Genomic DNA, 26536 nt, shown 5'->3' on the forward strand with positions numbered 1-26536 from the left:
GGTATTGTTGCCGTCCACGGACGGCGGGGATCCGGTACCGGGTACAGGTCCGGGCGAGGGCGGGTCGGAGAGGCGGACGCAATGCGTGGAGACGGTGACGGCTGGGCGGTCGGACCGGACGGCGAGAAGCGCTGGGGACGGCACGGCGCCGCAGGTCTGCTGCTGCGCGCTCCGCTCGCGGACGGTCGCCCCGCGGTTCTCCTGCAGCATCGGGCGGCATGGTCGCACCAGGGCGGGACGTGGGCACTTCCCGGTGGAGCGCGCGACTCGCACGAGAGCACCGTCGACGCCGCCGTGCGGGAGGCTCACGAGGAGGCCGGCATCGATGTCGCGGCCGTGACGGTACGCGCCGAACGCGTCACGTCCGGTCTCGCGGGCGGATGGACCTACACCACCGTCGTCGCCGACGCCACCGAAACTCTCGTGACCAGTCTCAACCAGGAGAGCACCGAACTGCGCTGGGTGCCCGAACCGGAGGTCGAGGCGATGCCGCTGCACAGCGGCTTCGCCGAGGCGTGGCCGTCGCTGCGCACCTCACCGGTACGCATGCTGCTCGACACCGCGAACGTGCTCGGAGCGAGCGGCCCCACCGGATGGTGGCGCGACCGCCCCGGCGCGACGAGCGCCCTGCTCGCCGACCTCGCCGCGGTCCTGCCCCGCACCGTCGAAATTCCCGACGGGACGTTCGGCTGGGTCCCCCGCGTCGAAGCGGTCCTCGAAGGGCATGCCCGCGACGCGACGATCGACGACGTCCGGATCCCGGTGCACAGCGCGGACGGCAGCGGCGACGACGAGCTGGCACGGCTCGCCACCGCCACGGCCGTGGTCGACCCCGGTGTGACGGTCGTGGTCACCGCGGATCGCGGTCTGCGCGCACGGTTGCCCGAGGGCACGATCGCGATGTCGCCCTCGGCCGTGCTGGGCTGGCTGTAACGCCTCAGGTCGGGAGTGCGGCCTTCAGCGCCGCCGCGGCTGCCCGCGGATCGGATGCCTTCGTGATCGCCCGGACCACCGCGACCCGCGTGGCACCGGCGTCGAGCACCTCGGGGAGTCGCTCGAGATCGATGCCGCCGATCGCGAACCACGGCCGTGCCGGCTGCGACTGCGCGACCTCGCGCGTCACCTCCAGCCCCGCCGCGGTCCGTCCCGGCTTGGTCGGTGTGTCCCACACCGGCCCGGATGCGAAGTAGTCGACGCCCTCCTCGATGTCGGCGAGCGCAGCCTGCGCGCGGCTCGACGTCGAGCGGCCGATGACGATCTCGTCGCCGAGGATCTGCCGCGCGTGCCGCACCGGCAGGTCGCCCTGACCGAGATGCAGGATGTCGGCGCCCGACGCGAGCGCGATGTCGGCGCGGTCGTTCACGGCCAGGAGCGCACCGTGGCGTGCACACGCCTCGCCGATGATCTCGAGGGCGGCGAGTTCCTCGCGTGCCTCGAGGCGTCCGAACTTCTTCTCGCCGGCCGAGTCCTTGTCGCGCAACTGGACGATGTCGACCCCACCGGCGAGGGCCTCCTCGACGAACCGTGCGAGGTCGCCGGTGTCCCGGCGAGCGTCGGTGCACAGATACAACCGGGCGGTCGCGAGGCGGCCGCGCGGGTCGGGATGGTTGCCGCGATAGGTGGTCACGACCAAGACGGTAGCCTCTAAGCAGAAAGTGACGACACGGGAGTCCCGAGGTTCGCGGGGCTGAGAGGGGGCCTGCCGGCCCCGACCGTTATGACCTGACCCGGATCATGCCGGCGCAGGGAGTGAGGTGGACCAATGGCAACTGTGGCCGTCGTGGGTGGCGGAGTGATCGGGCTGTCGATCGCATGGCGCGCGGCCCGCTCGGGGCACAGCGTGACCGTGCACGACCCGAATCCCGGCAGTGGCGCCTCGTGGGTGGCCGGCGGGATGCTGGCCCCGCTGTCCGAGGGCTGGCCCGGTGAGGACCACGTGCTGTCCCTGGGTGCGGCCTCGCTCGACCGCTGGCCCGGATTCGCGGATGCACTGCGCGCGGAGACCGGCGTCGACGTGTTCACCGCCGAGGAGTCGCTGACCGTCGCGCTCGACGCGGCGGACGCGGCCGACTTGCGGACCGTCGCCGAATGGGTCGGGGAGCGGGGGCACGAGATGCGTCTGCTCTCCCGTGCGGAGATCCGGGAGTTCGAACCGTCGCTCGGGCCGAAGGTGCGTCTCGGACTGCTCGCGCCCACCGAGTCGTCGGTCGACAACCGTACGCTCGTCGACGCCCTGCGCGTCGCGGCCACCGCGGCCGGGGTGCGTTTCTCCGACGCCGCCGTCCACGATCTCGCCGACCTTCCCGACGATCAGGTGGTGCTCGCCGCCGGCTCGGCGTCGGCGCGACTGTGGCCGGGCCTTCCGGTCCGTCCGGTCAAGGGCGAGATCCTGCGCCTGCGGGTGCGGCCGGGCGCGACTCCGCCGCCGCAGCGCACCGTGCGCGCGAGTGTCCACGGACGCCCCGCCTATCTGGTGCCCCGCCACGACGGCCTCGTCGTGGGCGCCACACAGTACGAGGCGTCCGACACACAGGTCACGGTGGCCGGGGTGCGCGATCTGATCGCCGACGCCGAGAAGATCTTTCCTGCGCTCGGCGAGTACGAACTGTTCGAGGCGAGCGCGGGCCTGCGCCCGATGACCCCCGACAACCTACCGCTGATCGGCCGGCTCTCCGATCGTGTCGTCGCCGCGACCGGCCACGGCCGCAACGGTGTGCTGCTCACGCCGCTCACCGTCGACGCGGTGCTCGCCGAACTCGGTGGGCGGTCGCTGGCCGACGCGCAGTACGCCTGTCCTGGACGAATTACGGAAGCGAGTGTGGGATGACGAACGTGTCCGTGGGCATCACCGTCAACGGTGAGGACAAGTACTACGACGCGGCCCCGACCGTGTCACAACTGCTGAACGAGCTCGGTCTGCCCGAGAAGGGCATCGCGGTCGCCGTCGACGGTGTCGTGTGCCCGCGCGGCCGCTGGTCGGAGCCGGTCACACGCGGAGCGAGCATCGAGATCCTCACGGCGGTCCAGGGTGGCTGACACACACGATCCCGGCGCCGACCTGCCGCAGCTGACCATCGCCGGCCGCACCTTCGGGTCGCGGCTGATCACCGGCACCGGTGGCGCGGCGAACCTGGCCGTGCTCGAGGAGGCACTCGTCGCGTCGGGCACCGAACTGACCACCGTCGCGATGCGCCGTGTCGACGCGGCCTCCGGAACCGGTGTCCTCGACCTGCTGCGCCGCCTCGGCATCGAACCGCTGCCGAACACTGCCGGGTGCCGCGGCGCGAAGGAAGCCGTGCTGACCGCGCAGCTCGGGCGGGAGGCGCTGGAGACCGACTGGGTGAAACTCGAGGTCATCGCCGACGAACGGACGCTGCTGCCCGACGCCATCGAACTCGTCTCCGCGGCCGAACAACTCGTCGACGACGGCTTCGTCGTCCTGCCGTACACGACCGACGATCCCGTCCTCGCGCGACGCCTCGAGGACGTCGGTTGTGCCGCGGTGATGCCGCTCGGCTCGCCGATCGGGACCGGCCTCGGTATCTCGAACCCGCACCACATCGAGATGATCGTCGAGGCTGCGGGTGTGCCGGTGATCCTCGACGCGGGAATCGGAACCGCCTCCGACGCGGCGCTCGCGATGGAACTCGGTTGCGACGCCGTGCTGCTCGCGACCGCCGTCACCCGCGCGAAGGATCCGGCGCTGATGGCGTCGGCGATGCGTCACGCCGTCGAAGCGGGATTCCGTGCCCGGCACGCCGGCCGGATCCCGAAACGCTTCTGGGCCCAGGCATCTTCGCCGATGGAGCCGTGACCGGTACGGGAAACCCCTGAGCACCTTGGTGTTCAGGGGTTTCCGATTGTCGAGCGACGGGTTACCGATCGGTCTGTACGATCCCCGGGCATGACAGTTGCACACAGAATTCTCGCTGCCGCCGCTGCCGGGCTCATGGGCACTGTCGTCGCTGTCGCGGCGCCGGGTGTCGCGGGCGCCCAGGAACCGTGTCAGATGGGCTGGTCGAACACCGGACCGAGGTCGTGCGCGACGACGGAGTTGTCCACGCCACCCGTGCTGACATTGGGCGACGGCATCTGCGCCGGCATCGTGCGCGCCGGTGGAACCGCATTCGACGGCCCGCTCTACGAGTACTCCTCGGCGCCGGGTGCCACCCACGGGATCGAACTGCGGATCACGCAGGGCTACTCGCTTCTCGGCGAGTGGACGCCGAGCATCCTGAACTGCGACGTCACCGTCGCTTTCGACTGGCACAACCTCGACACCGGTGCCCGCGGTACGGAGACCCGCTTCGTGCCGGCCTTCCACACGAGCACCCGGCCGTTGGTCATGCACGTGTTCCCCGGGCCCGGCCGCGTCGCCCTGACGATGCGTACCGAGCGACCGAGCATCCCGGTCACCACCGAGGTCTTCGTCCCCTGACGCACCGCGTGCGGCTCCGGGGAGTGTGATCGGATGCGCTCGCCGGAGCCGCACGTAGGGTGGTGCGCATGATCGAAGTGACCGGCTTGACCAAGACCTTCGGGTCCACGACCGCGGTCGACGACCTGACGTTCACGGTCCGTCCCGGCATCGTCACCGGCTTCCTCGGCCCCAACGGCGCGGGGAAGTCCACCACGATGCGCATGATCCTGGGGCTGGACCGGCCGACCTCGGGAACCGCACTGATCGAAGGGAAGCCGTACAGCGAGCTGACACGGCCGCTCACCACCGTCGGGGCGTTGCTCGACGCGAAGTGGGTGCATCCCAACCGGTCGGCGCGGTCGCATCTCGCCTGGCTGGCCGCGTCGAACGGTCTGCCTGCCTCGCGTGTCGACGAGGTTCTGCGCCAGGTGGGACTGACGGAGGTCGCGGGCAAGCGCGCCGGCGGCTTCTCGCTCGGCATGTCGCAGCGACTCGGTCTCGCCGCCGCACTGCTCGGCAACCCGCGCGTGCTGCTGTTCGACGAACCGGTCAACGGCCTCGACCCCGAGGGCATCGTGTGGATCCGGAGGTTCATGCAGGCGCTCGCCGCGGAAGGCCGCACGGTGCTCGTGTCCAGCCACCTGCTCTCGGAGATGGCGCAGACCGCCGAACATCTCATCGTCATCGGCCGTGGACGGCTCATCGCCGACACCTCGGTGAAGGCGTTCGTCGACCGCGCGTCCGACTCGTTCGTCGTCGTGCGCAGCCCGCAACTCGACGAGCTGCGCACCGCGCTCACCGAACGCGGGCACACCGTGCGGGAGAACGACGGTGCCCTGCACGTCTCGGGCGCTCCGGCGGCGGAGATCGGCGAACTCGCTGCGACCCGGTCGATCGTGCTGCACGAACTCGCGGGACGCACCGCGTCGCTCGAGGAAGCGTTCATGAAACTCACCGGTGGCGAGGTCGAATACCACGGATCCGGAGTCGACGACGTCATGAAGGGTGGACTGTGATGAGTACGGCGCTCGACACACTGCGGGCCGAACGGATCAAGCTCACGTCGGTGCAGTCACCGCTGTGGTGCACCCTCGTCATCGTCGCCCTCGGCCTGGGTCTGGCCGCGATCCTCGGGTCGGTCTCCCGCGCGTCGGCCGGGATGGACGACGAACTGGGACGGTTCTATCCGACCGTGGACGTCGCGGTCAGCGGCGTCACCGGCTTCGGTGTGCTGGTGCTCATGATCCTCGCGGCACTGTCGGTCACCAGCGAATACCGTTTCGGGGTCATCCGCACGACCTTCCAGGCCACCCCGAACCGCACCCTGCTCCTGACGATGAAGGCCCTGCTCATCGGTGTGCTGGGCGCGGTGCTGACACTCGCGGTCTCGTTCGGTGCCTTCTACCTCGCGAAGGCACTGGCCGGGCCCGACGCAGGTCGCGAACTCGTCCTCAGCGGCGACACGGCGTGGCGCGCGGTCTACGGCACCGCGATCTACGCGTTCCTGTGCGTCTTCCTCGCGGTCGGTGTGGGCACGCTGCTGCGGCAGTCGGCCGGCACGATCGCGCTGCTGATGCTGTGGCCGCTGCTGCTCGAGTCGTTGTTCGCGCTGTTCGGTTCGGTGGGCCGCGAGATCCAGCCGTTCCTACCGTTCGCGAACGCGAACAACTTCCTGGGTATCGGGCAGGGAATCGAATTCCACTGGGGTCCATGGGGATCGCTCCTGTACTTCGCGGCCTTCTCGTTCCTGGTGTTCGCGGCCTCACTCGTGGTGGTCAACCGCCGCGACGCCTGAGGTACTACCTCGACACGCCGCAGGTTCTGCCTCCGCACACTGCGCCGCACGGTTTCCCCGTGCGGCGCAGTGCTTTTGTGTACGCTCGGTCGATGGCGCGGGCGCAGACGAGATACGGCATGCGGGGAGCGGCCCTGATCGCCGCCGGTGTACTGCTGACGGCGGGATGCTCGGAGGCGGAGGTGGAGGCGCCGCCCGTCGACCCGACGGCGCTCGCCGACGCCGTGCAACTCGATGCCGTCATGACGCACCTGACGGAACTCGAACGGATCGCCGGCGAGAACGACGGAAACCGTTCGCTCGGGACCCCCGGCTACGACGCGAGCGTCGACTACGTCGCCGGAGCCCTGCGCGACGCCGGATTCGACGTGCAGACACCGGAGTTCGACACGACCCTGTTCGCCGTCGAGAACGAGCAACTCACCGTCGACGGGGAGCCGATGGGCGTGAGCGCACTCGGCATGTCGCCGTCGACGGGACCGGAGGGGCTCACCGCGCGCGTCGTGCGCATCGCCCCCGACGACACCCCCGGCTGCGAGACCACCGACTACGACGGCATCGACGCGACCGGCGCGGTGGTGATCGTCGATCGCGGCGTGTGCACCTTCGCCGTCAAGGAGCAGGTCGCCGCCGAACGGGGAGCGGCCGCGCTGCTCGTCGCCAACAACGAGGACGGCCCGCTCGCCGCCGCCGGTCTCGGGGCGGAATCGAACCCCCGCATCCCGGTCGGAGGCGTGGCCGGGGCCGACGCCGAGCGCCTGTCCGCCGCGACCACCGTGACGGTGACACTCCAGACCCGCACCGAGGACCGGAAGTCGCGCAACGTGATCGCGCAGACGCGCACCGGCTCGACCGACGACGTGGTCGTCGTCGGCGCGCACCTCGACAGCGTCCCCGAAGGACCGGGGATCAACGACAACGGAACCGGCGTCGCCGCCGTCCTCGAGACCGCGCTGCAACTCGGCAGCGAGCCGGGCGTGACCAACGCCGTGCGGTTCGCGTTCTGGGGCGCCGAGGAGGTCGGACTGGTCGGCTCCACGAGGTACGTCGAGTCGCTGTCCCACGAGGAACGACTCGACATCGCCCTGTACCTGAACTTCGACATGCTCGGCTCGCCCAACGCCGGATATCTGGTGTTCGACGGCGACGACTCCGACGCCGTCGGTGAAGGACCCGGACCGGAAGGCTCGGCGGGTATCGAACGGACCTTCGCGCAGTTCTTCGACGAACGCGGAATCGAGGTCGGCGGAACGGATTTCGACGGCCGTTCCGATTACGGTCCGTTCGTCGCCTTCGGCATCCCCGCGGGCGGGGTGTTCACCGGCGCCGACGACGTCAAGACCCCCGAACAGGCCGACCTGTGGGGTGGCACCGCCGACCAGCCCTTCGACCCGAACTACCACACCCCCGAGGACACCCTGGCCGGAATCGACCGCGACGCGTTCGCCGCGGCGGCCGCCGCCGTCGCCTACGGCACGGCTGTCTACGCGAATTCGATCGACGGACCCGACGGGGTGCCCGCAGGTGACCAGCGGGCCGAGGTGCGCGCCGAGTTCACCGAGTGAAGACGGGCGCGATCAGCGCTCGTGCAGTCGCCACAACGGGTTGACCGGGCCGTGGCCGTGACCGAGGTCGTAGGACCACTCGAGGCACTTCGTGATCCATTCCTTCGCGAACTCGACTGCCTCGGGCACCGACCGGCCATGCGCGAGGGCGGACGCGATCGCGGCTGCGAGCGTGTCGCCGCCGCCGTGGTCGTTGCCGGTCTCGATGCGCGGCGTGCTGAACTCGAGGAAACGGTCGCCGTCGAACAGCAGGTCGGTGCTCTTCTCCGAGCTGCGCAGATGACCGCCCTTGACGATCACCCACTGGGCGCCGAGCGCATGGAGCGCTTCGGCGGCGCGCCGGGCCGACGCGTCGTCGACGACCTCGATGCTCGTGATCAGCCGTACCTCGTCGAGATTCGGGGTGACGACGGTGGCGAGGGGGATGAGCACCCCGCGGATCGCGTCGAGCGCGTCGGAGTGCAGCAGCGGGTCGCCGTGCATCGATGCGCAGACCGGGTCGACGACGAGCGGTACCTCCATGTCGCGGCCGATGCCCACCTCGGAGCACACCTGTGCGACGGCCTCGATGATCTGCGTGGAGGCGAGCATGCCCGTCTTCGCTGCGGACACCCCGATGTCCTCGACCACGCACCGCACCTGGTCGGCCACGGTCTCGGCGGGGATCTCGTGGAACCCGCGGACGCCGACGGAGTTCTGGACGGTCACGGCGGCCACCGCGACGCATGCGTGCACACCGCACATCGCCATCGTGCGGGAATCGGCCTGGATGCCGGCTCCGCCTCCGGAGTCGGTGCCGGCGATGGTGAGGGCTCGAACCGGGGTCTCGCCTCGAGGCGACAGGGGCAGAAGGTCCACGCGGACACCCTACCGAGGGTGTGTTCGAACACGGCCGGGAGGCGCTGAGGCGGGTGCACTTTGCGAAACACGACAGCGTTGCTGCCGGTGGTCGCCTCGTTGCTCTATAGTGGCACAGGTCACAGTTCGATCACGCAACACCCCTATTGGAGGCGCTCATGAACACGAGTTCGCCGGACCTCGCCGTGTCGGACAACGCCGACCAGAACCGGTTCGAACTGCGCCTCAACGGCGATCTCGTCGGCATCCTGGCGTACTACGACTTCGAACGCGTTCCGGCGCCGAACCCGCCGGTCGTCGACTTCATGCACACCGTGATCGTCGAGGATTTCGGTCATCGGGGTCTCGCGGCCGTCCTCGTCGGTGGTTCGCTCGATCTCGCTCGCAGCCGAGGCTGGCGGGTGCGGCCGGTGTGCACCTATGTGCAGCGATTCGTGTCGTCGCACGAAAACTACCGCGACGTCGTCGTGGCTCTCGAGCTGCCGCGCACGGACCCCCACCGCAAAGAGACCCGGCGCAAGCAGCCGCAGCGCAAGGTGCCTGCCCGCAAGGCCTGATGCCTGTGCGGGCGGTCCACCCGACGCGGGACCTGCTCAGAGGTCGAGGTCGACGACGACCGGTGCGTGGTCGCTCGCGCCCTTGCCCTTGCGTTCGTTGCGGTCGATCTCGGCGCCCGTCACCCGTGCCGCGAAGGCCGGTGATCCGAGGACGAAGTCGATCCGCATGCCCTGCTTCTTGGGGAAGCGCAGCTGGGTGTAGTCCCAGTAGGTGTAGACCCCGGGGCCGGGCGCGTACGGACGGACGACGTCGGTGTAGCCGACGTCGGCGAACGCGTGGAAGGCGTCGCGCTCGGGCTGCGAAGTGTGCGTCTTGCCCTCGAAGAAGGCCGGATCCCACACGTCGTCGTCGGTGGGGGCGACGTTCCAGTCGCCGACCAGCGCGATGGGCTGCCCGGGCGCTGCGGTGGCCCAGGCGTGCGCGTCGGCGCGCAGCTTGGCGAGCCAGTCGAGCTTGTAGGTGTAATGCGGGTCGTTGAGGTCGCGGCCGTTGGGGACGTACAGGCTCCACACGCGCACACCCGCGCACGTCGCCCCGATCGCCCGCGCCTCGAGCGCCGGATCGACCTCCGGGTCCTTGGAGAAACCGGGCTGGTCCTCGAAGCCGATCTGCACGTCGTCGAGGCCCACGCGCGACGCGATGGCCACACCGTTCCACTGGCTCAGTCCGACGTGCGCGACGCGGTAGCCGAGCTCCTCGAAGCGTTCGTACGGGAACTGCTCGTCCTTGCACTTGGTTTCCTGCATCGCGAGCACATCCGTGTCGGTTCGCTGCAACCAGTCGAGGATGCGGTCGGTACGGGCACGGACGGAGTTCACATTCCAGGTAGCAAGGCGCACACGCCCACTGTAGGCGACCTATCCGACGGGTTCGGAGGCGTATCGGTAGCGGTGGTGGTCGACGAAGCCGAGTTCGCGATACAGGGCGCGCGCCGCGGTGTTCGACTCCTCGACCTGCAGATATGCGTGGGTCGTGCCGTGCTCGCGTGCCCAGCGCAGCAGGGCACCGCACACGAGTGTGCCGAGTCCGCGACGCCGGTGTTCGGGAGCGACCTCGACGGTCGACAGACCCACCCAGCGGCGTCCGTCCGGCGCATCGGTGATCGCCGCGCGGCAGATCGCCAGGGGCGGCTGCCCGGGTGCACCGATGCGGCCGAACCCGAGGATCCCCGCGGCCACCGAGCCGAGCACGTCCTGCGCGAGCAGCGGGTCGGCGTCGGCGCGGTGGAGCGACATCCAGTCGGCGTCCGGCCGGTCGGTGATCGTGACCGGGGTGGGCTCCGGCGGCAAGGGGATGTTCGCGAGGTCGGCGCCCATCACGAGCACCGGCTCCGAGGTCGGCCACCCCTCGGGGATCCGGGCGAGTCGATCGGGCACCAGCAGCCGCAGCGGCAATCCGCGTGCCGCGAACCATTCACGGAGCCGGGCGCGCACCGCCGGATCGGCGGGGTCCGCCACGGTGCCGCGTTCACCCAGCGGCGTTGCCGAATTGGCGCGCCGGGTGAAACCGTGTCCGGCGCGCACGAGCCAGCCGTCCACCCAGGCCGATTCGAGACCGGGCCACCCCGCGGCGGCGGCGTGCTCGAGCGCGCGGATCTCCGAGACGCGGATCGGCCGCGCCGCGATCGGCTTGAGCGCGACGACCGAGGTGGGGGACACCTGGACGACACGACCGTCGGCGGTGCGCACCGCGACCACCGGTTCGACGGAGACGAGTTCACCGATGACATCGGTCATCGGGTGGCTGTAGCCGGCGGGCAGGCGGTACCGCAGCACCACCCGGGTACCGAGGGGTACGGACGGGGCCGGACGGTCGGTCGTCATCGACGGTTCGCCGGTCGCCTCGTCAGTCGTCCTCGTCGTGGCCGAACGGGTCCTCCACCGAACCCGGGAGCCAGGTCAGGCCCGGGACGCCCCATCCGGCGCGCTTGATGGTCTTCTTCGCGGCGCGGGCGTTGCGCCCGATCAGAACGTCGACGTACAGGAAGCCGTCGAGGTGCCCGACCTCGTGCTGCAGCATGCGAGCGAAGAATCCGTGGCCCTCGATCTCGACGGGCTCACCGTTCTCGTCGGTACCGGTGACCTTCGCCCAGTCGGCGCGACCGGTGGGGAAGTTCTCGCCCGGCACGGACAGGCAGCCCTCGAGATCGTCCTCGGGGTCGGGCATCGTCTCGGGGATTTCCGAGGTCTCGAGGATCGGGTTGACGACGACGCCACGCCGGCGCGCGACCTTGCCGGACTCGTCGCGGTCGGGGCAGTCGTAGACGAACAGTCGCTTGTCCACACCGACCTGGTTGGCGGCGAGGCCGACGCCGTTGGCCGCGTCCATCGTCTCGAACATGTCGGCGATCAGCTGAGCGAGTTCGGCGGGTGACTCGGTCACCGGCCGGGTCGGGTTGTGCAGGACGGGGTCGCCGACGATGACGATGGGAAGAATGGCCATGGTGACACAGGATAATGGGATCGACTCGCGGCGTTCTCGAACCGGTATGTGTCCCCACCCCGTGATTGAATGACTTCCGCCGAGACGCAAGGACTCTTCGTCACGGTGTGATCCAGTCAGTCGAGGAGGGAAATGGACGGCGCAGCAGCGCACGGCAACGACCGGTCCGATCTCGTGTCCCAGCAGGGCGACGGCGCATCCGCGCAGGAACCCACCGGCGACGAGGCGAACGGCCTGAGCCGTCGCGATCTCGACATCCTGGCGTTCGAACGGCAGTGGTGGAAGTACGCCGGTGCCAAGGAGGACGCCATCAAGGAACTCTTCGGTCTTTCCGCCACCCGCTACTACCAGGTGCTCAATGCTCTGGTGGATCGTCCCGAGGCGCTCGCCGCCGATCCGATGCTGGTCAAGCGGCTGCGGCGGTTGCGTGCGAGCCGTCAGAAGGCCCGCGCGGCCCGCCGGCTCGGTTTCGACACCCGTTAGACGGGCGGCCGTCGGGCCGGATAATGCGATATCGACACGCGCGGCCGGTCGGCAGCGCTGCGTGTGCTCGGGCAACTATGGTCGAGGTCGTGAGCAGAACCCCCGAGATCCCCAGCCGCGCGCCCGCACCCTCGGGACCGCCTCTGCGTGCGTTCGCGATGGTCCTGATCTCCTTGGGCATCCTGTTCGCCGGTCTCGGTTTCGCCTCGCTCGGTGATTCCGACGACGAACCCGCTCCCGCGGCGGCACCCACGACGACGACCGCTGCCGCGCCGGCCGCACCGTCCACGCGCTCGGCCGCGGTGCCCACCGCGCCCGCGCCCGCTGCCGCGAACGGGGGCACGTCCGACGCCGGGGACGGTGCGACCACCACCACGGCCGTGTCTTCGGCTCCTTCCATGCCCGTGGGGAGCGGAACCGCGTTCGCGTCCGACACCTCGGCCTCCGCGACGGCACCGGTGCGCGTGTTCAACAACTCGGAGGTCGCGGGCCTCGCCGCGCAGACCGCGGCCTACCTCGAGGACGAGGGGTACACCATCAGTGAAACGGGCAACTACAGCGAGGGCTTGCTCCAGCAGACCTCGGTGTTCTACGGGTCGTCTCCCGGAGAGCAGCAGACCGCGACAGCCGTCGCCGAGTCGCTCGGTGTCACCGCGCAACCGCGCTTCGAGGGCATCCGCGACGCCGCCCCCGGAGTGATCGTCATCGTCACTTCGCGTTAGCGCCGGAACCGTGTCGGTCCGCCACCGGGTGGTCGCCGGAGACGCCCGGTTATGATCGGGTGACTTTTCGGCACTTCGAAGGAGCGGTTTGATGGTCTCCAGTTCCACCCGTCGCATGTCCTGGCGTGCTCTGGCCCCGATCGTCGCGATCGCCGCGGTGGGCCTGACTGCGTGCTCGAACAGCGAGGAGGCGAGCACCGAGCCGGGGACGACTCCGCCGGTGTGGACGGGATCCGACGCGCCCGCTTCCGAGGCCCACGGCGACGACCACGGCACCGAGGGTGGGAGCGAGTCGCACGCCGGTGGCTCCGCCTCCGCTGCTGCGCTCACCGCGGAGCTCACCACGGTCGACGGCGAGTCGGCCGGCACCGTGTCGTTCGCCGAGAACGGCGGCGACGTCGAGGTGACCATCGAGGTCGAGGGTCTCGAGCCCGGCTACCACGGTGTCCACATCCACGAGTTCGGCCGTTGCGAGCCCCAGTCCACCGCGCCGAACGGCGGCGAGCCCGGCGCCTTCCTGTCGGCCGGTGCCCACCTGCAGGCCGGTGGCAACACCTCCGTCCCGGAGAGCGGCGACCTGGTCTCGCTCGTCGTCCACGAGGACGGCACCGCCACCGCCACCGTCACCACCTCGGCCTTCGGCCTCGAGGACCTCGAAGGTGAGGACGGCGCCTCTGTGGTCGTGCACCAGGACAACCTCGGCGCCCGCCTCGCCTGCGGCGTCATCGGGTGAGCAGGGTTCGAATCCCCTGAAGCTCGGTACCCGGGTAATTCCTGACACAGGGCCCCGCGACGGACATCCGTCGGCGGGGCCCTGTGGTTGGATCGAGACGTGGCAGTCGCGTTTCCGGGATCACCTCGTCCCACGATCGGCGTGGAATGGGAGATCGCTCTGGTGGACAAGACCACCCGCGATCTCTCGAACAGCGCGGCGGTCGTCTTCGACAGGGTGGAGGAGATCGCCGGGGAGACCCCGCGGCTGACCAAGGAGTTCCTGCGCAACACCGTCGAACTCGTCACCGGTGTACACGACACCGTCGCCGAGGCCGTCGACGATCTGTCCGAGTCGCTGTCGTTGCTGCGCCGCGCCGCCGATCCGCTCGGAGTGGACCTGATGTGTGCCGGCACCCATCCGTTCGCGCAGTGGACCGGCCAGACCGTCACACCCTCCCCGGACTACGAGGAGATGATCAACCGCACCCGCTGGTGGGGACGGCAGATGCTCATCTGGGGAGTGCACGTCCACGTGGGAGTCTCCTCCGCGGAGAAGATCATCCCGATCCTCAACGCCATGCTCGTGAAATATCCCCACATGCTCGCGTTGTCGGCCTCGTCGCCGATCTGGGCGGGCTACGACACCGGCTACGCGAGCAACCGTGCGCTGATGTTCCAGCAGCTGCCGACTGCCGGCCTGCCCTATCACTTCGCCGACTGGCCGCAGTACGCGAAATTCATCGCCGACCAGCTCGAGTCCGGTGTCATCAGCCATCCCGGAGGCATGCACTGGGACATCAGGCCCGCGCCGAAATGGGGCACCCTCGAGGTCCGGGTCTTCGACGGCATCACCAACCGCGCCGAACTGGCCGCCCTCGTCGCGTTCGTGCATTCACTCGTCGTCTACTTCGACGAACGTCTCGAGCGCGGTGAGGAACTTCCTGTGCTGCAACCGTGGCACGTCAAGGAGAACAAGTGGCGTGCGGCGCGGTACGGACTCGATGCCGAGGTCATCCTCGACCCGGTGTGTACCGAACGGCTCGTCACCGACGACCTGAACGATCTGCTCGAGCAGATCATGCCCACCGCGGTACGGCTCGGATGCGCCGACGAACTCGCGCGAGTTGCGGACATCCCGGTGCGGGGAGCGTCCTATCAGCGTCAGCGCCGGCTCGCGGAACGGACGGACGGCGATCTCGTCGCGGTGGTGGACTCGCTCGTGCAGGAACTGAAGGAGTGATCGTCCGAGGACGTCCCGGCCGTCAGCTCCTCGTCACCTGTCACGCACCGCCGGGAGCGTCCTCGTCGAGCAGGCCGTCGCGACCGAGCTGCTCCCGGTAGGCGACGCGACCGACGCGGTGCGCGATCACCGGTGCCGTGAGGACCATGAACATGCCCGCCAGCGCCATCATCCAGATGTCGACGGAACTGCGCAGGATGATCATCGCGCCACCCAGCACGAACAACAGACCCACCACCTGCGGCTTGGTGGCCGGATGCATGCGCGACAGGGTGTCGCGGAAACGCACCACGCCGATCGCAGCGGTCAACGAGATGACCGCCCCGATGAGGATCAGGAGGTGGGCGAAGGTGTCGATGATCGTCGTCATCCTTCGTCACGCACCCGGAATCGAGCCACGGACACCGACCCGATGAAGCCGACCAGGGCGAGGGCCACGGTGGCGGGCAGCACCGACGTGTCGCGTGTGTACACCGCCCAGATCGCGATGCCGCAGATGCCGAGCGCGAGCAGGGCGTCGACGCCGACGAGCCGGTCGAGGGAGTTGGGGCCCGCGATCACGCGGTAGGTGATCAGGATTGCGGAGACGAACAGCAGTGCCCCCGCGATCGCCAGTGTCACGGTCACGTCAGTTCCTCCGTTCCGCTGCGCCAGGGGCTGGCCTGCCATTCCGACTCGCGTTCGAACGTCCGGATGAGAAGACGCTCGATGAGGCGGGCGGAACGGTAGAAGTCGGCCACGGCCTTGTCGGTACCCACGTCGAGGACGTGCACGTACATGATCCGCCGCACCTGGTCGATCTCGAGCACCATGGTGCCCGGGATGTTGTTCATGATGTCCGTCCACAGTGTCAGCACCAGGTCGGACTTGATGGTGAGCCGGCAGCGCAGCACGCCGGTGACCGGCGGCGGGGACGGCCGGATCGCGAGCCATGCCACGTTGATCGTCGAGCGGATGGTCTCGCCGAAGATCACCGCGCCGAGCCGCATCGCGGACCAGACGTGCACGCGACCCTCGACGGGTACACGCGGCAGCGGCAGCACGAACATGACGACGAGCGAGACGACCACACCGCCGAGGATGTTGGCGATGCTGAAGGTGCCCCACAGCAGGACCCAGACCAGCGTCGTCCATCCCACGACGAACATGCGCAGGACGTTGGCGCGTTTCATCATTCCTGCTCACCCCCCAGCACGGCCTCGATGTACACCGTGCGGTCGCGCAGGTTCTCCGCGGCACGGTTGCTGATGTCGAGCAGGGGACCGGCGAAGACCGTCAACGACACACCGATCGCGACGAGCCAGACCGTGGGGACGAGCATCGCGGCCGGCATCCGGCCGACGTCCGGGCGTTCCTCGAAGGAGATGTCGGTGGCGGATTCGTCGATCAGCGCCGAGGGGCCGATGTCCGCGAGATCACCCTCGGGAGCGTCGGCGCGTGCCCGCCAGAACGCCTTCGTCCAGATACGCGCGACGACGTACAGCGTCAGGAGGCTGGTCACGACACCACCGGCGACGAGGACCCAGGCCAGGACCGAACCGTCCTCCGCGCCGGCCTGCAGCAGGGCGACCTTGCCGATGAACCCGGAGAACGGCGGGATACCGCCCAGGTTGAGCGCCGGGATGAGGAACAGGACCGCCAGCAGCGGAGACATGAGCGCGAGGCTGCCGAGGCGTCGCAGCGACGCCGACCCGGCCTGGCGTTCGATGAGACCCACCACGAGGAACAGGGTGGTCTGCACGAGGATGTGGTGGCCGACGTAGTAGACGGCGCCCGCGAGACCGGTCTGCGACGACAGAGCGACACCGAAAATCATGTAGCCGATATGGCTGACGAGCGTGAACGACAGCAGACGCTTGATGTCGTTCTGCGCGATCGCGCCGAGGATGCCGACGATCATCGTGAGCAGACCCGCGACGAGCAGGACGTCGTCGAGTTCGCCGCCCGGGAACAGCAGGGTGTGCGCCCGGATGATCGCGTACACACCGACCTTGGTCAGCAGGCCGGCGAAGACGGCCGTGACCGGTGCGGGCGCGGTGGGGTAGGAGTCGGGCAGCCACGACGACAGCGGGAAGACCGCGGCCTTGATACCGAAAGCCACGAGCAACACACCGAAGATCGCGGCCCGGGTGCCCGGTGAGATCTCGTCCATCCGCAGTGCCATCTGGGCGAGGTTCAAAGTGCCCGTGGCTGCGTAGGCGAAGGCGATGCCCACGAGGAAGACCAGCGAGGACACCATCGAGACCATGACGTACGAGACGCCCGCGCGGACGCGGTCGGCGCTCGCACCCAGGGTCAGCAGGACGAACGAGGCGGCGAGGAGCACCTCGAAGCCGACGAAGAGGTTGAACAGGTCGCCCGCGAGGAAGGCGATGTTGACACCCGCGGTGAGCGCGAGATAGGTCGGCAGGAAGATCGAGACGGGCTGCTGCTCGTTGCCGTCGTGGATACCCTGGCCGACTGCGTACAGCATCACCGACAGCAGCACGATCGCCGAGACGACCAGCATCAACGCCGACAATCGGTCGACGACCAGCGAGATGCCGATCGGCGCCTCCCACCCACCGATCTGCAGTACCGCGATGCCGTCGGCGTCGGCGTAGTACAGCAGCGCCACGCACACGACGAGCGAGGCGACCAGCGCGAAGACGGTGATCCACCGTTGGACGCGCGGACGGCGGCCGACGATCAGGGTTGCGGCTGCGGCGAGCAAGGGGATGAGGACGGGGAGGGGAACGAGGTTCGCGACGCTCGGGTTCATCGGCGATCCTCCTTCCCGTTCTTCTCGTCGTCTCCGGTCCGCTCGCCCTCGGCAGGGTCGGGGGCCTCGGGGTCGGGATCGTCCGCGCGGACGTCCTCGTCGGCGTCCTCGGCATCCTCGATAGAGCCGGCCCCGCCCGAATCTTCGGCAGAGCCGGACTCGTCCGTCCCCCCCTGGCTCTGCGTGTAGGCCGAGTCGGTGGGGTCGTCGAAGTCGCCGTCGTGCAGATCCTCGTACGCCTCGATGTCCTCGATGTTCTTGAGCTGATCGAGCGGGATCGGGTTGCCCGCGGCGTCGAAGGCGTCGCCGCTCTTGCTCGGGATACCGGTGAGCGGGTCGTCGGAGCGGTCTCGCGACGGTAGATCGGCGAGACTGCGCCGCTGCGACACGAGGGTGTCCTCGGGGTCGTTCTCGATCTCGTCCCGTGCGCGGTAGGTGTAGGAGCGGTAGGTCAGTGCCAGCACGAACGCCGCCACACCCATCGTGATGACGATCGCGGTGAGGATCATCGCCTGCGCGAGGGGATCGGCCATGTCCGGCTCGACGTCGCTCTCCACACCGACGATGGGTGCATGACCTGCGGGGCCGCCGAGGGTGAGCAGCAGCAGGTTGATTCCGTTGCCGGCCAGCAGCAGGCCCAGCAGCATCTTGATGATGCTGCGTTCGAGCAGCAGGTACACACCGGCCGCGACGAGCACACCGACGACGGCGAGGAGCGTGATGTTCGCGGTCATCGGCGCTCACCCACGGTCTCGGCGTCGAGGCGAGCACCTAGGCTGCGCAGCACGTCCAGGACCAGTCCGACGACGATGAGGTACACACCGAGGTCGAAGAACAGTGCGGTCACGAGCTTGATGTCGCCGAGCAGAGGCAGCGTGAGCTCGAGGGTCGCCGACGACAGCGCCGGGGCGCCGAGGAACATCGACACCAGTGCGGTGCCCGCGGCGAAGGTGAGTCCGATGCCGAGGATCTTGCCGGCGTCGATGGGAACCGCCTCTCCGAGCTCGTAGCGTCCGCCGGCCAGGTACCTCAACACCAGCGCGAGACCGGCGACGAGACCGCCCGCGAAACCGCCACCGGGCGCGTTGTGCCCGGAGAAGAAGAAGTACACCGACAGGATCATCATGGTGGGGAAGACCAGTCGCGTGGTGACCTCGAGGACCAGCGATCGGTAGCGCGGATCGATGAGATCGCCGCCGAGCAGCCAGGTCGTCTCGTTGCTGGCGGAGACCGCGTCGAGCTGCGCCGCGGGTGCGTCCGCCACACGCGGGGCGGTGCCGAAGCGGCGGGTGCGGAAGACCAGGCTGGCCACGCCGGTCGCGGCGACCAGCAGCACCGAGATCTCGCCCAGCGTGTCCCAGGCGCGGATGTCGACGAGCAGGACGTTGACGATGTTCTTGCCGTCACCGCCGTAGTAGGCGGCGTCGGGCAGCAGCAGCGAGATCGGATCGGTAGTGCGTGCCGCGACGGCGTAGGCGCCGATCCCGGCGACCACCGCGCCCACGGCGATGCCGAGCATCGCGCGGGCGAACTTGCTGCCCATCACCGCGGCCGGGTCGGTCTCGGCGGGCAGCTTGCGCAGGACCAGCACGAACATCACGAGGGTGACGGTCTCGACGAGGAACTGGGTGAGCGCGAGGTCGGGAGCTCCCTGGAGGGCGAACAGCACCCCGAGCCCGTAACCGGTCACGCCCACGACCAACACTGCGCCGAGACGGTTGCGCAGGGCCGTCGCGGTGATCGCGGCGGCCATCATGATCAACCCCACCCCGAGCTGCCAGATCGAGTCCCACGCGCGCGTCGACGGCATCGTGCTCAGCCCGAAGAAGAACATGAGCACCGTCGGGAGCGCCACCAGGGTGATGAGGATGGTCGCCTGGGTCAGGGGGAGCGAACCGCGCTGCAGGAAGGCGGTCAGGCGCAGGGACAGGGTGTCCATGCCCTGGAGGGTCGCGTCGTACATCCGGTCGGCATTTCCGAGCGGCGGGTGCTCGAAGCGCAGACGCGCGATGGTGCGGTGCGCGAGGAACAGGACCGTGCCGCCCACGATCACCACGCCGGTCAGACCCAGCGGCAAGGAGAATCCGTGCCACAACGCCAGGTGGTAGGGCTTGTCGAGTTCGGTGGGCAACTCGTCGGCGTAGGGGGCGATCAGATGGTCGATCCACGAGCTCGCGAAGCCCGCGGCGAGACCGGCGAACGCGAGGACGCTCGGGGCGGTGAGCAGCAGCGGGCCGGGCGCGTGCAGGTTCTGCACCGCGGGGCTCGGACGTTTGAGCTGCTTACGACCGAAGGCGCCCCAGATGAACCGGATGCTGTAGGCGAGGGTGAGGATCGAGCCCACCACGATGCCCGCAGTCATGGCGATCCGCGCCCATTCGGGGAGCACCTCGGCCACCAGCGACGACTCGAGCGCGGCTTCCTTCGCGACGAAACCGATGAACGGCGGCAGACCGGCCATGCTCGCCGCCGCAAGTATCGCGATCACCATCAGGTAGGGGGCGGCAGAGCCGAGATGCGCGAGTTTGCGGATGTCGCGGGTGCCGGTGGAGTGGTCGATGATGCCGACCACCATGAACAGGCATGCCTTGAACAGGGCGTGGGCGATCACCATCGCCAGGCCCGCCAGGGCCGCTTCCCGGCTGCCCGTACCCACCAGCGCAGTGAGAAAGCCGAGCTGGCTGACGGTGCCGAAGGCCAGGATGAGCTTGAGGTCGAAGGCGCGGAACGCTCGCCAGCCGGCGAGGATCATCGACGCGAGACCGAGACCGATGACGATCGGCCGCCACGCGGCGCTGTCCGCGAAGCCGGGTGCGAGCCGGGCCACGAGGTAGATGCCGGCTTTGACCATCGCCGCGGCGTGAAGATATCCGGACACCGGGGTGGGGGCGGCCATCGCGCCGGGCAGCCAGAAGTGCAGCGGGACCACGGCGGACTTCGACAGTGCGCCGACGAGCACGAGCACCACGGCGACGCCGGCGAGCCATCCGTGAGGTGCCGCCGCGACGACGTCGGACAGGTTGTAGCTGCCGACCATCTCGCCGAGGATGATGATGCCGACCAGCATCGCCAGACCACCGGCCGTGGTGACGAGCAGGGCCTGGGTGGCGGCACGGCGACTCGAGGCGCGTTCGGCGTAATGCCCGACGAGCAGGAACGACAGGACGGTCGTCAGTTCCCAGAAGGTGTAGAGCAGCAACATGTTGTCGCTGACCACCAGACCGAACATGGCGCCGGCGAAGGCGACCATCTCGGCGGCGAACAAGCCCAGGCGGGGCTCGTCGTCCTCGAAATAGCGCGAGCAGTAGAGCAGGATCAACGAGCCGATGCCCAAAACGAGCACGCACATGATCGCCGCGAGCGTGTCGAAGCGCAGATCGAAATTCATCGACAGCGTCGAGGCCCACGCGATCTGCAGTTTCTGATCGGTTCCCCAGTTGGTGACGACCCAGCCGAGACTCACGAGGGGCACCACCGCGAGCGGCAGGAATGCATTTCTCCCCATGACTCGGACCAGAAGCGGCGCCAGAAGGGCAGCGACCGCATGGGCAACGAGTATGGCGATCAAAAGGCACTCCGTCGGGGTCGGGCCTGTCGGCGGGGTGAAACTGACTGCGGGCCGTGGGACTCGCTGTCGTCACAGCGGACGGCACACCGCCGAAACGGGGATCGCCCCGACATGCACGCCGCTCGCCGTCATCGGGCAAAACGGATTGTGCACATCCTAACGGTTGTCTTCGCACGCTTGCGAATCGGGGAGGTGAGAGCGCTAGCGCACCTGCCACGCACAGATCACGGCCGCGGCAAACAGTGCGAGCGCCGACCACTGCGCATCCGCCGGAAGCATCCACACCGCCCCGACGACGGCCGTCGCCGGCACCGGCAGCGCCAGGCCGAGAGCCTCGACGGACGCCGAGCCCGGCAACGATGCCCCGAGTGCGAGACCCGTGCCCAGCGCGACGAGCGCCACCCGCACCGCAAGAGGGATTCCCTCGCCGATCTCCGCCGGCCACCACACCGTCGCCGCCGAGATCGACGCGGCGAGCATCAGCCCGGGAAGCGCGTACGGCATGGAGGGGGAGAGCCGCACCCCGGCGACCACGGCGGCCACCGCGACGAGCAGCACCCACCACGGCACGGTCGCCGACTGCATACCCGACCACAACTCGACGAGGACGGGGTACGCCGCGGCCACGGCCCCGGTGACCGCGAGGACGAACCGGTCGTCTCCGGGCGGGACGAGGCGCGCGACGATCTCGGCACCGACGACCGCCACCGCGAGCGCCCCACCGGCGACCAGCCACAGGAGCACACCCGTGTCGCTCGCGCGGGAACCCACGAATTCACCCAGCAGTCGGTAGCCCACCGAGAGCACCACCGCGGCGGTCACCATGATCGCGAGCAACCGCGGATCGGCCCGCTGCACGCGCATCCCGGCAGGCACCGTCAGCGCGGCGGCGACCGTTGCCACGAGTGCGAAGGCCAGCGCCCACTGGGGAACCGTCCAGCGCATGGCCTCCACGGGGACCTCGGAACCGACGGCCGCGGCGGTGAGGAAGGCCGCCCACCCACCGGCGATCAGGGCCCACTGACCGGTCGCCGAACCCCACGAGCCCGCGGTCGCCGCCCCGAGCAGCACACCGGTGATCGCGGCGATCACCCATCCGACGACCGTCAGGCTGTCGGCCGAGATGCCGGCGGGAACGAGATAGCGGATCGACCCGAGGACCACGATCGAGGCGGCGGCCAGCATCCAGGCGGTACGTCGGGAGCCGGTCCGCTGCAGCCCGGCCGCCGAGAGAACGGCGAGCGCGGCGGTGACCACGGGTGCCCATTCGCTGCGCGCACCCTCAGGGAGGACCGATTCGCCCGCGGCCGGGACGAGGATCGCGACCCCGGCGGCGAGGAAGGCCGCGAGGACGGCTGCCGGTCCGGCGACGCGGACCGCGGTGGTCACGGCCATCTCAACGGCCCTCCGCGTAGGCCTGCAGATGAGCGACCTGCACGGGATCGAGCGAGGGGCGCACCTTCTCCCGGGCCACCGCGACGTCCTCGGCGGTGACCACGGCGGCGTCGACGTTGCGCCGCATCGCCGCGAGCGCGGCCTCGCGCAGCAGCGCCGAGCAGTCCGCGGCCGAGTAGCCGTCGAGTCCGGCGGCCAGGTCGTCGAGGTCGACGTCGTCGTCGAGCGGTACCGATCGGCCCGCGGTCTTCAGGATCGCGGCCCGGGCCTCGGCGTCCGGCGGCGGCACGAACACGAGACGTTCGAGCCGGCCGGGACGCAGCAGAGCCGGGTCGATGAGGTCGGGCCGGTTGGTCGCTCCCACCACCACGACGTCGCGCAGCGGCTCGACACCGTCGAGTTCGGTGAGCAGCGACGCGACGACCCGGTCGGACACCCCGGAATCGGAGCTCTGCCCGCGGCGCGGTGCGAGAGCATCGATCTCGTCGAGGAACACCAACGCCGGTGCCGAGTTGCGGGCACGCTCGAACAACTCGCGCACCGCCTTCTCCGACGCACCGACCCACTTGTCCATCAGTTCGGCGCCCTTGACGGCGTGGACGCTCAGACGTCCCGTGCCGGCGAGAGCGCGGACGAGATAGGTCTTGCCGCAACCGGGCGGGCCGTACAGCAGCACACCGCGCGGCGGATCGACACCGAGACGCTCGAACGAATCGGGATGCTGCAGCGGCCACAGGACGGCTTCGGTCAGGGCCTGCTTCGTCTCGACCATGTCGCCGACGTCGTCGAGGCTCACGCTGCCGATCGCCAGCTCCTCGGAACCCGATCGCGACAGCGGACGGATCACCTCGAGCGCGCCGAGCAGGTCGTCCTGGACGAGCGAGGGTTCGTCGTCGTCGCGGTTCGCCCGCGACGCCGCGCGCAGTGCCGCCTCGCGACACAACGCCGCGAGGTCGGCGACGACGAAACCGGGGGTGCGACCCGCGACGGCGGCGAGGTCGAGACCGGTGGACGGCACCGAGCGCAGCAGCACGTCGAGCAGGGCGCGGCGGGTCGTGCCGTCGGGCAGCGGCAGGGACAGTTCGCGGTCGCAGATTTCCGGGGCACGCAGCCGGGAGTCGACGTCGTCGGGATGCGCGGTGGTCGCGATCAGCACCGCGCCCTCGGTGTCGACCACCCGCCGCAGCTCGTCGAGGATCAACGTCGCGACGGGTTCGGTGTCGGCGGGGAGCACGGCATCGACGTCGGTGAGCAGCAGGACGCCCCCACCGCGCACCGCTTCGGCCGCCGCGGAGATCCGGCGCAGCCGCTCGTCGGCGGCGAGTGCACCCACGCCCGGCCCGTCGACCTCGACCAGACGCCGGTCGGCGACCACCGAGCGCACGAAGGTCGCCTTACCGACCCCGGCGGGACCGGTGACGAGCACCCCGAGATGCGGCGACGCGCCGAGGGTGCGCAGCAGTTCGGGTTCGTCGAGCGAGAGGGTGAGCCACTCGGAGAGCTTCGCGACCTGGGCCTGCACACCCACGAGATCCTCGACCGGCGGTGGCGGAGGCGTGGCGGGGGCCGATTCGGGACGGTCGGTCGCGGGGGAGGAGGCGACGAACCCCGACGAGACGAATCCGGAAGCGGACGGCACGGAGGACGGCAGGGCACCCGGGCCACCGCCCCACACGACGGCGGTGTTCGGCTGCACGCTCACCGGTCCGGCCGGATCGACCGAGGAGACGGTGAGCAGTTCGGTGGTCCACGCGATCGCGAACGTCCGCGACAGTGCCCGCGTCGTCTCGGCGTTGCTCGTGCCCGGTCCGAGATCGCGGGGGAGCAGCGACACCGCGTCGCCGACGGTGAGGACCTTCCCGAGCAGCGCCTGACGCAGGGTGGTCTCCGGGATCGACTGCCGCGCGAGGGTGGACCCGGTGACCGTCACCGTGCGCGCGCCGTAGACCGTCACGGGCGCGACGACGACCGTCGCGTCCTCCTTCAGGCCTGTGTTCGACAGCACCACGTCATCGAGCAGGATCGTGCCGGTCGGGGTGCCGGCCGGGGCGAGACCCGCCACGACCGCCGTGCGACGCGCTCCCACCAGCGCGATCGCGTCCCATTCCCGCAGGCCCAGCGCGGCCAGCGCCTCGGGGTGCAGACGCACGACACCGCGCCGCGAGTCGGCGGCGGAGGTGTTGAGCCGGACGGTGAGTGAGAGTTGTGGGGTCGTCACCCCGCCGAGCCTAGAACGTGACTAGCGTCCTCGCGGGTCGTGCATGTCATCGTCCTCGCGGGTCGTGCATGTCATCGTCCTCGCGGACGGCGCAGCCCGAGTCGCGCCTGAGATCTCGCCGACGTGGCGACACGCCGGGCGGCGACACGACGCGGACGCTGCGCGCGGTTGCGGGCACGCAGTGCGCGTCGCTCCGAGGGCTTGATGTCCCAGGTCTCGGGCCGGGCCGCGACCCAGCGCCGCGATCGCACCGCGAAGGGGATGTGCGCGAGGTAGACCGCGACCAGCACGAGCATGAGGATGAACGGATAGGTGACCAGCGCGGCCGCCGCCATCGCGACCAGCACGAGCAGCACCACGGCGAGTCGCGCGGGCACGGACGCCGACTTCATCGCGAAGGTCGGGATGCGGCTGATCGCGAGCCCGGCCGTCCCGAGGATCCACACCGCGACCAGCCCGTAGGCGGTCCACCAGCCGTCGCCCCACTGGATGTGGGCGGCGACGGGTGCGAGCGCGATGAGGGCGGCCGCCGGTGCGGGCACGCCGACGAAGTACTCGCGTGCGTAGGCGGGGACGCTGTCGTCCTCGAGCAGGGTGTTGAAGCGCGCGAGTCGCAGCACGAGGCTCACTGCGTAGAGCAGGGCGACGATCCAGCCGAAGGGGCTGCCGTCGAGCAACGTCACGTAGAGCACGAGCGCCGGGGCGACACCGAACGCGACGGCGTCCGACAGCGAGTCGAGTTCGGCACCGATCTTGCTGGTCGCGTCGAGCATGCGGGCGATGCGACCGTCGAGCGAGTCGAGGACGGCCGCGGCGCCGATCATGCCGAGCGCGGTGCCGAGTTGTCCGTCGAGCGCGAACTTCACCGCCGACAGTCCGGCGGAGAACGCCAGGACCGTGATGACGCTCGGCAGCAGGCGGACGACGTTGGGCCGATTGCGGGACCGCCCGGTCGCGACCGCACGCGAACCCTGCGTGTGCGGACTCACGACACCGTGGGCAGCTGAGCGAGGACGGTCTCGGCACCGATGGTGCGCTGACCGCGTTCGACCAGCAGGGTGCTCCCGACCGGCAGGTAGGTGTCGACCCGGGATCCGAAGCGGATCAGGCCGTAGGTGTCGCCGATCGGCAGGGTGTCGCCGATCTGCGCGTCGTTGACGATGCGCCGTGCCAGCAGCCCGGCGATCTGGACGACGGCGACCTCGGCGCCGTCGCGCGTCTCGATCAGCATGCTGGTGCGCTCGTTGACCTCGCTGGCGTCGGCGAGATCGGCGGAGAGGAACTTGCCCGGGGTGTGGACCACCGAGCGGACGGTGCCGCCGACGGGGCTGCGTTGCACGTGCACGTCGAGGACGGACAGGAAGATGCTGACCCGGGGGCGCTCCTCGCTGCCGAGCCCGAGTTCGGCGGGCGGCACGGCATGGTCGACGAGAGCGATCTCACCGTCGGCGGGAGCGACGACCACTCCGGCGCGGTTCGGCGGCACGCGGTGCGGGTGCCGGAAGAAGGTGGCGCACGCCAGTGCCGATGCGAGACCGGCGCGGCGCAGCCAGGGCTTGCGGCGGCCGAGGGTCGCCACGGCCAGCGGAGCTGCGACGAAGGGGATGCCGCCCGGATGCATGGGCGGTACGACATGCCTGACCAGGTCGACCATGTGGGCTACCCCGCTGGTGGGGGGTGTTCCGGCGGGCGTCGGCTTACGTGCCACGGGCTCCTCTTATCGCTGGCGATCGGTGGTCCGGGACCGCAGGGGACCCGCCCGTCTCGCGGGCGGGTCCTGTCGGTCCACAGGCACTC

The 26536-nt window shown here is 69.8% G+C and carries 27 protein-coding genes, 1 pseudogene and 1 riboswitch; of the genes and pseudogenes, 13 read left to right on the plus strand and 15 right to left on the minus strand.

Annotated features, from left to right (window positions below):
- Nucleotides 1–81 precede the first annotated feature (81 nt).
- Nucleotides 82–933 carry an NUDIX hydrolase gene (locus tag NVV99_RS17130; RefSeq protein ID WP_024101820.1) on the plus strand — a complete coding sequence of 284 codons (852 nt, stop codon included), beginning with the start codon at nt 82–84 and terminating at the stop codon, nt 931–933.
- Between the two features lie 4 nt (nt 934–937).
- Here the strand turns inward: NVV99_RS17130 and thiE are convergent, their stop codons facing one another.
- Nucleotides 938–1627 carry a thiamine phosphate synthase gene (gene thiE, locus NVV99_RS17135; RefSeq protein WP_006553658.1) on the minus strand — a complete coding sequence of 230 codons (690 nt, stop codon included), beginning with the start codon at nt 1625–1627 and terminating at the stop codon, nt 938–940.
- 26 nt (nt 1628–1653) lie between these two features.
- A riboswitch (TPP riboswitch) is annotated at nt 1654–1766 on the plus strand.
- On the opposite strand from thiE, the gene thiO reads away from it, so the two are divergent.
- The 7 genes from thiO to NVV99_RS17170 all read left to right on the plus strand — a co-directional run bounded on the left by thiO (nt 1763) and on the right by NVV99_RS17170 (nt 7780).
- Nucleotides 1763–2827 carry a glycine oxidase ThiO gene (gene thiO / locus NVV99_RS17140; RefSeq protein WP_024101819.1) on the plus strand — a complete coding sequence of 355 codons (1065 nt, stop codon included), beginning with the start codon at nt 1763–1765 and terminating at the stop codon, nt 2825–2827. Its footprint overlaps the riboswitch before it by 4 nt.
- Nucleotides 2824–3036: a sulfur carrier protein ThiS gene (gene thiS / locus NVV99_RS17145; protein ID WP_006553656.1), complete on the plus strand. Its 213-nt coding sequence runs from the start codon at nt 2824–2826 to the stop codon at nt 3034–3036. The genes thiO and thiS overlap by 4 nt, the downstream gene beginning before the upstream one ends.
- Complete coding sequence (locus NVV99_RS17150) at nt 3029–3814, plus strand: thiazole synthase (protein ID WP_006553655.1); 786 nt, start codon at nt 3029–3031, stop codon at nt 3812–3814. The genes thiS and NVV99_RS17150 overlap by 8 nt, the downstream gene beginning before the upstream one ends.
- Before the next feature lie 90 nt (nt 3815–3904).
- Nucleotides 3905–4438 carry a hypothetical protein gene (locus tag NVV99_RS17155; RefSeq protein WP_231911920.1) on the plus strand — a complete coding sequence of 178 codons (534 nt, stop codon included), beginning with the start codon at nt 3905–3907 and terminating at the stop codon, nt 4436–4438.
- Nucleotides 4439–4506: 68 nt separating this feature from the next.
- Nucleotides 4507–5436, plus strand: coding sequence for an ABC transporter ATP-binding protein (locus NVV99_RS17160; RefSeq protein ID WP_024101817.1), 930 nt, complete (start codon nt 4507–4509; stop codon nt 5434–5436).
- Nucleotides 5436–6215, plus strand: a complete 780-nt coding sequence (locus NVV99_RS17165) for an ABC transporter permease (RefSeq protein WP_006553652.1) — start codon at nt 5436–5438, stop codon at nt 6213–6215. The genes NVV99_RS17160 and NVV99_RS17165 overlap by 1 nt, the downstream gene beginning before the upstream one ends.
- Nucleotides 6216–6307: 92 nt before the next feature.
- On the plus strand, nt 6308–7780 hold the full coding sequence (locus NVV99_RS17170; RefSeq protein WP_242411652.1) for a M20/M25/M40 family metallo-hydrolase: 1473 nt from the start codon (nt 6308–6310) through the stop codon (nt 7778–7780).
- Nucleotides 7781–7792: 12 nt separating this feature from the next.
- Here NVV99_RS17170 and thiD read toward each other — a convergent pair whose 3' ends face one another.
- Entirely contained in the window at nt 7793–8638 is an 846-nt protein-coding gene (gene thiD / locus NVV99_RS17175; protein ID WP_006553650.1) for a bifunctional hydroxymethylpyrimidine kinase/phosphomethylpyrimidine kinase, read from the minus strand.
- A gap of 158 nt (nt 8639–8796) precedes the next feature.
- On the opposite strand from thiD, the gene NVV99_RS17180 reads away from it, so the two are divergent.
- Entirely contained in the window at nt 8797–9195 is a 399-nt protein-coding gene (locus NVV99_RS17180) for a GNAT family N-acetyltransferase (protein WP_019291107.1), read from the plus strand.
- Between the two features lie 36 nt (nt 9196–9231).
- Here the strand turns inward: NVV99_RS17180 and NVV99_RS17185 are convergent, their stop codons facing one another.
- Genes NVV99_RS17185 through NVV99_RS17195 form a run of 3 tightly spaced genes read right to left on the minus strand, consistent with a single transcriptional unit; the run spans nt 9232 to nt 11638 of the window.
- The gene (locus NVV99_RS17185; protein ID WP_006553648.1) at nt 9232–10035 is read right to left on the minus strand and encodes an exodeoxyribonuclease III; all 804 of its coding nucleotides are present in this window, start codon (nt 10033–10035) and stop codon (nt 9232–9234) included.
- Nucleotides 10036–10053: 18 nt separating this feature from the next.
- A complete protein-coding gene (locus tag NVV99_RS17190; protein ID WP_024101814.1) occupies nt 10054–11019 on the minus strand; it encodes an N-acetyltransferase in 966 nt (321 codons plus the stop codon).
- 22 nt (nt 11020–11041) lie between these two features.
- Nucleotides 11042–11638 carry a peptide deformylase gene (locus NVV99_RS17195; protein WP_024101813.1) on the minus strand — a complete coding sequence of 199 codons (597 nt, stop codon included), beginning with the start codon at nt 11636–11638 and terminating at the stop codon, nt 11042–11044.
- Nucleotides 11639–11770: 132 nt separating this feature from the next.
- Between NVV99_RS17195 and NVV99_RS17200 the strand changes: the two genes are divergently transcribed.
- The 4 genes from NVV99_RS17200 (at nt 11771) to NVV99_RS17215 (ending at nt 14797) form a co-directional block, all read left to right on the plus strand.
- Entirely contained in the window at nt 11771–12121 is a 351-nt protein-coding gene (locus tag NVV99_RS17200; protein WP_006553645.1) for a DUF3263 domain-containing protein, read from the plus strand.
- Between the two features lie 77 nt (nt 12122–12198).
- Entirely contained in the window at nt 12199–12843 is a 645-nt protein-coding gene (locus NVV99_RS17205) for a LytR C-terminal domain-containing protein (protein ID WP_006553644.1), read from the plus strand.
- A gap of 91 nt (nt 12844–12934) precedes the next feature.
- Nucleotides 12935–13576: a superoxide dismutase family protein gene (locus NVV99_RS17210; RefSeq protein ID WP_024101812.1), complete on the plus strand. Its 642-nt coding sequence runs from the start codon at nt 12935–12937 to the stop codon at nt 13574–13576.
- A gap of 99 nt (nt 13577–13675) precedes the next feature.
- Nucleotides 13676–14797, plus strand: a complete 1122-nt coding sequence (locus NVV99_RS17215) for a glutamate--cysteine ligase (protein WP_024101811.1) — start codon at nt 13676–13678, stop codon at nt 14795–14797.
- A 40-nt stretch (nt 14798–14837) separates the two neighbouring features.
- Here the strand turns inward: NVV99_RS17215 and mnhG are convergent, their stop codons facing one another.
- The 10 genes and pseudogenes from mnhG to NVV99_RS17265 form a co-directional block, all read right to left on the minus strand.
- Nucleotides 14838–15167 (minus strand): monovalent cation/H(+) antiporter subunit G, encoded by a 330-nt coding sequence (gene mnhG / locus NVV99_RS17220; protein WP_006553641.1) that lies wholly within the window; start codon nt 15165–15167, stop codon nt 14838–14840.
- Nucleotides 15164–15424 carry a monovalent cation/H+ antiporter complex subunit F gene (locus NVV99_RS17225; protein ID WP_006553640.1) on the minus strand — a complete coding sequence of 87 codons (261 nt, stop codon included), beginning with the start codon at nt 15422–15424 and terminating at the stop codon, nt 15164–15166. The genes mnhG and NVV99_RS17225 overlap by 4 nt, the downstream gene beginning before the upstream one ends.
- On the minus strand, nt 15421–15969 hold the full coding sequence (locus NVV99_RS17230; RefSeq protein WP_006553639.1) for a Na+/H+ antiporter subunit E: 549 nt from the start codon (nt 15967–15969) through the stop codon (nt 15421–15423). The genes NVV99_RS17225 and NVV99_RS17230 overlap by 4 nt, the downstream gene beginning before the upstream one ends.
- The gene (locus tag NVV99_RS17235; protein WP_024101810.1) at nt 15969–17558 is read right to left on the minus strand and encodes a Na+/H+ antiporter subunit D; all 1590 of its coding nucleotides are present in this window, start codon (nt 17556–17558) and stop codon (nt 15969–15971) included. The genes NVV99_RS17230 and NVV99_RS17235 overlap by 1 nt, the downstream gene beginning before the upstream one ends.
- A 203-nt stretch (nt 17559–17761) precedes the next feature.
- Nucleotides 17762–18292 (minus strand): annotated as a pseudogene (locus tag NVV99_RS17240) (Na(+)/H(+) antiporter subunit C); the annotation flags it as partial.
- Nucleotides 18289–21126 carry a Na+/H+ antiporter subunit A gene (locus NVV99_RS17245; RefSeq protein ID WP_024101808.1) on the minus strand — a complete coding sequence of 946 codons (2838 nt, stop codon included), beginning with the start codon at nt 21124–21126 and terminating at the stop codon, nt 18289–18291. The gene NVV99_RS17245 and the pseudogene NVV99_RS17240, both read right to left, overlap by 4 nt.
- Before the next feature lie 201 nt (nt 21127–21327).
- Complete coding sequence (locus NVV99_RS17250) at nt 21328–22521, minus strand: hypothetical protein (RefSeq protein ID WP_024101807.1); 1194 nt, start codon at nt 22519–22521, stop codon at nt 21328–21330.
- 1 nt (nt 22522) lies between these two features.
- On the minus strand, nt 22523–24739 hold the full coding sequence (locus tag NVV99_RS17255) for an AAA family ATPase (RefSeq protein ID WP_024101806.1): 2217 nt from the start codon (nt 24737–24739) through the stop codon (nt 22523–22525).
- Nucleotides 24740–24810: 71 nt separating this feature from the next.
- Nucleotides 24811–25728: a phosphatidylcholine/phosphatidylserine synthase gene (locus NVV99_RS17260; protein ID WP_006553633.1), complete on the minus strand. Its 918-nt coding sequence runs from the start codon at nt 25726–25728 to the stop codon at nt 24811–24813.
- Nucleotides 25725–26447 carry a phosphatidylserine decarboxylase gene (locus NVV99_RS17265; RefSeq protein ID WP_024101805.1) on the minus strand — a complete coding sequence of 241 codons (723 nt, stop codon included), beginning with the start codon at nt 26445–26447 and terminating at the stop codon, nt 25725–25727. Before NVV99_RS17265 ends, NVV99_RS17260 begins: the two co-directional genes overlap by 4 nt.
- Nucleotides 26448–26536 lie beyond the last annotated feature (89 nt).

Source organism: Rhodococcus sp. PAE-6, assembly GCF_025290685.1.
Classification (GTDB): Bacteria; Actinomycetota; Actinomycetes; order Mycobacteriales; family Mycobacteriaceae; genus Rhodococcus; species Rhodococcus pyridinivorans.

Bases quoted from the DNA above. Each gene is read 5' to 3' on its own strand.
- NVV99_RS17165 (WP_006553652.1), top strand. From the start codon at position 5,436: ATGAGTACGGCGCTCGACACACTGCGGGCCGAACGGATCAAGCTCACG.
- NVV99_RS17155 (WP_231911920.1), top strand. From the start codon at position 3,905: ATGACAGTTGCACACAGAATTCTCGCTGCCGCCGCTGCCGGGCTCATG.
- NVV99_RS17230 (WP_006553639.1), bottom strand. From the start codon at position 15,969: ATGAAACGCGCCAACGTCCTGCGCATGTTCGTCGTGGGATGGACGACG.
- mnhG (WP_006553641.1), bottom strand. From the start codon at position 15,167: ATGACGACGATCATCGACACCTTCGCCCACCTCCTGATCCTCATCGGG.
- NVV99_RS17170 (WP_242411652.1), top strand. From the start codon at position 6,308: ATGGCGCGGGCGCAGACGAGATACGGCATGCGGGGAGCGGCCCTGATC.
- NVV99_RS17205 (WP_006553644.1), top strand. From the start codon at position 12,199: ATGGTCGAGGTCGTGAGCAGAACCCCCGAGATCCCCAGCCGCGCGCCC.
- NVV99_RS17195 (WP_024101813.1), bottom strand. From the start codon at position 11,638: ATGGCCATTCTTCCCATCGTCATCGTCGGCGACCCCGTCCTGCACAAC.
- thiS (WP_006553656.1), top strand. From the start codon at position 2,824: ATGACGAACGTGTCCGTGGGCATCACCGTCAACGGTGAGGACAAGTAC.
- NVV99_RS17235 (WP_024101810.1), bottom strand. From the start codon at position 17,558: ATGAACCCGAGCGTCGCGAACCTCGTTCCCCTCCCCGTCCTCATCCCC.
- NVV99_RS17210 (WP_024101812.1), top strand. From the start codon at position 12,935: ATGGTCTCCAGTTCCACCCGTCGCATGTCCTGGCGTGCTCTGGCCCCG.
- NVV99_RS17130 (WP_024101820.1), top strand. From the start codon at position 82: ATGCGTGGAGACGGTGACGGCTGGGCGGTCGGACCGGACGGCGAGAAG.
- NVV99_RS17180 (WP_019291107.1), top strand. From the start codon at position 8,797: ATGAACACGAGTTCGCCGGACCTCGCCGTGTCGGACAACGCCGACCAG.
- NVV99_RS17160 (WP_024101817.1), top strand. From the start codon at position 4,507: ATGATCGAAGTGACCGGCTTGACCAAGACCTTCGGGTCCACGACCGCG.
- thiO (WP_024101819.1), top strand. From the start codon at position 1,763: ATGGCAACTGTGGCCGTCGTGGGTGGCGGAGTGATCGGGCTGTCGATC.
- NVV99_RS17200 (WP_006553645.1), top strand. From the start codon at position 11,771: ATGGACGGCGCAGCAGCGCACGGCAACGACCGGTCCGATCTCGTGTCC.
- NVV99_RS17190 (WP_024101814.1), bottom strand. From the start codon at position 11,019: ATGACGACCGACCGTCCGGCCCCGTCCGTACCCCTCGGTACCCGGGTG.
- NVV99_RS17250 (WP_024101807.1), bottom strand. From the start codon at position 22,521: ATGGCCGTGACCACCGCGGTCCGCGTCGCCGGACCGGCAGCCGTCCTC.